Genomic DNA, 4,041 nt, shown 5'->3' with positions numbered 1-4,041 from the left:
TCCGTGAACGGCCCCAACGCCGCCTCACACTCCGCCAACCGCGCAGCAAAGACCGGCGAGGAATCCAGCAACTCCACCGCCATCCCCACCCACTGAGACCCCTGACCCGGAAAGACGAACACCACATCGGCATCCCCCTCCAGAGCCTCTACATCACCGCACACAGCACCCGCAGGCACCTCACCGTCCGCCAGCCCGCGCAGCCCGGCAACCAACGCCTCCTGGTCGCCACCGACCACCACAGCCCGATGCTCAAGGCCCGCGCGCGACACCACCAGCGAATGCCCCACATCCGCCGCGGACGCCTCCATACCTTCAACCCACGATGCCAACCGGTCCGCCTGCGCCCGCAACGCCTCAGCAGAACGCCCGGAAACCACCCACGGAAGCGTGACCGGGGCCGCCGCCTCCGCTTCGGCGTTGCCCTCCGCGGGCTCCTCGTCTACAGGTTCCTCCCCCGGCGCCTGTTCGAGCAGGACGTGCGCATTGGTCCCGCTGCCGCCGAATGACGACACTCCTGCCCGCCTCGGCGCACTGGTCTCGGGCCACGACACCTCGTCCGTCAGCAGGCGGACATCCCCCGTCGACCAGTCCACATGCGGTGACGGCTCGTCGGCGTGCAGCGTCGCCGGCAGCACCCCGTGGTGCAGCGCCTGCACCATCTTGATCACTCCGGCGATGCCGGAAGCGGCCTGTGCATGCCCGATGTTGGACTTGAGCGAGCCGATCCAGAGCGGCCGGTCGTCGACCCGCTCCTGCCCGTACGTAGCAATCAGCGCCTGCGCCTCGATGGGATCGCCCAGCGTCGTCCCCGTACCGTGCGCCTCCACCACATCCACATCACCCGCCGACAGACCCGCATTCGCCAACGCAGCCCGGATCACCCGCTGCTGCGACGGACCGTTCGGCGCCGTCAGACCATTCGACGCACCATCCTGATTGACAGCGCTGCCGCGGATCACCGCCAGCACCTGGTGGCCATTACGCCGGGCATCCGACAACCGCTCCAGCAGCAGCACGCCGACGCCTTCACCCCACCCGGTGCCGTCGGCGGCGGCGGCGAACGGCTTGCACCGCCCGTCCGGCGCGAGCCCCCGCTGACGGCTGAACTCCACGAAGTTCCGCGACGAGGACATGACGGTAGCGCCGCAGGCGAGCGCCATGGAGCACTCTTCGTGCCGCAGCGCCTGGACGGCGAGATGCAGGGCGACCAGGGACGACGAGCACATGGTGTCGACGGTGACCGCCGGCCCCTCGAGACCGAAGCTGTACGCGAGGCGTCCGGAGAGCACAGCCGCCGATCCGCCGGTCAGCAGATGGCCCTCGACGCCCTCCGGCGCGGTGTCCCCGTCTGCGGCAGCGGCGTAGCCCTGGTTGCTCGATCCGACGAAGACACCGGCTCCACTGCCGCGTACCGATGTCGGGTCGATGCCGGCACGCTCGAAGACCTCCCAGGAGGTCTCCAGGAGCAACCGCTGCTGCGGGTCCATGGCAACGGCCTCGCGCGGCGAGATCCCGAAGAAACCGGCGTCGAACTCCGAGGCGTCGTAGAGGAAACCGCCCTCGCGCACATAGCTGCTGCCCACCCGGTCGGGGTCCGGGTCGTACATGCCGTCCAGGTCCCAGCCGCGGTCGGTCGGCATGGCCGCGATGGCATCGGTGCGATCGGCCACCAGCCGCCAGAGGTCTTCAGGAGAGCGCACTCCTCCCGGGAGCCGGCAGGCCATGGCGACGATCGCGATGGGATCCTGCTCCCGCGACTCCACCTCCTGCAACCTGCGGCGGGTCTGCCGCAGATCCGTGGTGACCCGCTTGAGGTAGTCGCGGAGCTTGTCCTCGTTGTCCATGTAGCGTCAGCCCTTCAAGAAACCTGCGGTCGGTGTACGTACCGGGTCAGCCGATCCCCAGTTCCCTGTCGATCAGGTCGAACATGTCCTCGTCGCTCGCTTCCGTGAGTTCGTCGTCGACGGCCTCCGCTTGCGGCGGCGCTTCGCCCTCCCACTGGATGAGCAGGCTGCGCAGCCCGTCGGTGAGAGCCCGCCGGGTGTCGTCGTCGCTGGCCCCTCGCAGTGCGTTCTCGACCTGTTGCAGTTCGCGGACCATGCGGGTTCCGGGAGCCGCATCCGGTTGCAGGGGCAGGAGTTCGTCCCGCAGGTACTGAGCGAGCGCGGTCGGAGTGGGGTGGTCGAAGACGAGCGTGGCGGGGAGTGTCAGTGCGGTGGCCGCATTGAGCCGGTTGCGCAGTTCCACCCCGGTCAGCGAGTCGAAGCCCAGCTCGCGGAAGGCACGCGCGGGCCTGACCGAGTCCGTCGAGGAGTGCCCGAGCACTGCGGAGGCGTGGGTGCGGACGAGTTCCAGGAGCATGCGCTTGCGCTTGGGCTCCGGAAGGGCGGCCAGCGTGCCAGGCAGGTCCGATCCCTTGTCGGCGTCGTCTGCCTTCTCCTCCTTCTCCTTCTGGACGGCCAGAAGTTCCCTCACCTCCGGCAGCTCGTCCAGGAGCGGGCGTGGCCCGCCCGCCGTGTACGCGGGGAGGAAGCGGTCCCACCGGATGTCGGCGACGACGAGTGTGGCCTCACCGTGGTCGACGGCCTCGCGCAAGGCGTGTACGGCAAGGTCAGGAGCCATCCCGGGAACACCCCGGCGACGCAGCTGCTCTGCCACGGCCTCGTCGACCATGCCGCCTCCCGCCCAGGCTCCCCAGGCGATGGAGGTGGCCGTCCGGCCCTGGGCGCGGCGCCATTCGGCGAGCGCGTCGAGATAGGCGTTGGCTGCCGCGTAGGGGCCTTGACCGCCGTTGCCCCACACTCCGGCCCCGGAGGAGAACAGTACGAAGGCCTCCAGCGGGTGGTCGGCCAGCAGCTCGTCGAGGTGAAGGGCCCCGGAGACCTTGGCGTGTACGGCTGCCATTGCCTCTTCGAGGGAGGTCTCGGCGAGCGGCCGGGCTTCGCCGACGACGCCCGCGGTGTGCACGACTGCGGTCAACGGGACCTCGTCGGACAGCGAATCCAGCAGCTTGGCCACGGCGGCGCGATCGGTCACATCGCAAGCGGCCACGGTGACGCGCGTGCCGAGTGCGGTCAGCTCGGCGGACAATTCGGCGGCGCCTGGGGCCTCGGGCCCGCGCCTGCTGGCGAGCACGAGGTGTTCCGCGCCGTCGGCAGCGAGCGACCTCGCCACGTGTGCGCCGAGTGCTCCGGTGCCGCCGGTGACGAGAACCGTGCCGCGCGGCTGCCATGGCTCGGTCCTGGCCGCCGTATCGAGGGGAGCGTGCACCATGCGCCGGACGTAGACACCGGAGGCGCGCACGGCGTACTCGTCCTGGCTGCCGCCATCACCGCTGAGCAGGGACAAGAAGCGGCGGAACGTGTGGTCGTCCAGGGTCCCCGGCAGGTCGATCAGGCCACCCCACCGATCACGGTGGTCGAGGCCGAAGACGCGGGCCAGACCCCAGATCGCGGCCTGGGCGGGATTGCCGAGGAGGTCCGGCTCTCGGCCGGATTCCGGCCCCCGCCCGGGCGTGCCGATGGAGATTGCGCCCTGGGTGACCCCCCACAGACGGGCGTTCAGGTCCGTGTCGGCGAGCGCCTGGGCCAGGGCGATGGTGCAGAGCAGACCACCGGAGACTCCCGCGTGGCCGTCGGCGTCCTGGTCGTCGAGAGCAAGCAGCGACACGACATGGAGGGGGCCGGGGCCGTCGGCTTCACTGTGCAGTACGGCCAGACGCTCCGCCAGTTCAGCATGGCTGGTGGACGTCGATACGGGCATGAGGCGGGCCCGGTTGCCGAGGGCGCGGGACGTCGACTGTACGAGGTCGTCGTTCTCGTGGTCTGCCGGGACGACGATCAGCCAGCTGCCTTCCAACGTCCCCTGCTCCGGCTCCGGCTGGGGCCGCCATACGATCCGGTAACGCCACCCGTCCACCGTGCTGCGCTGCTGCCGCTGCCGGCGCCACGACGACAACGCCGGCAACACCTCACGCAGCGCCCCATCCTCGGACAGGCCCAACGTCCCGGCCAGACCCTCCAGATCCTCGCGCTCCAC

2 protein-coding genes are annotated in these 4,041 nt (G+C 70.2%); both read right to left on the bottom strand.

What is annotated here, in order from left to right:
* Window positions 1–1,847: type I polyketide synthase (locus ACFYWY_RS38055; RefSeq protein WP_389196067.1), on the bottom strand; the 1,847-nt coding region annotated here is incomplete at its 3' end.
* Between the two features lie 46 nt (window positions 1,848–1,893).
* A partial coding sequence (locus ACFYWY_RS38050; protein WP_389196064.1) for an SDR family NAD(P)-dependent oxidoreductase occupies window positions 1,894–4,041 on the bottom strand: 2,148 nt, incomplete at its 5' end.

This window comes from Streptomyces sp. NPDC002870, from assembly GCF_042888505.1.
In the GTDB taxonomy this organism is placed as follows: domain Bacteria; phylum Actinomycetota; class Actinomycetes; order Streptomycetales; family Streptomycetaceae; genus Streptomyces.
Note: the sequence above shows the minus strand (reverse complement) of the source record. Positions and strands in the feature narration are given on the sequence as shown.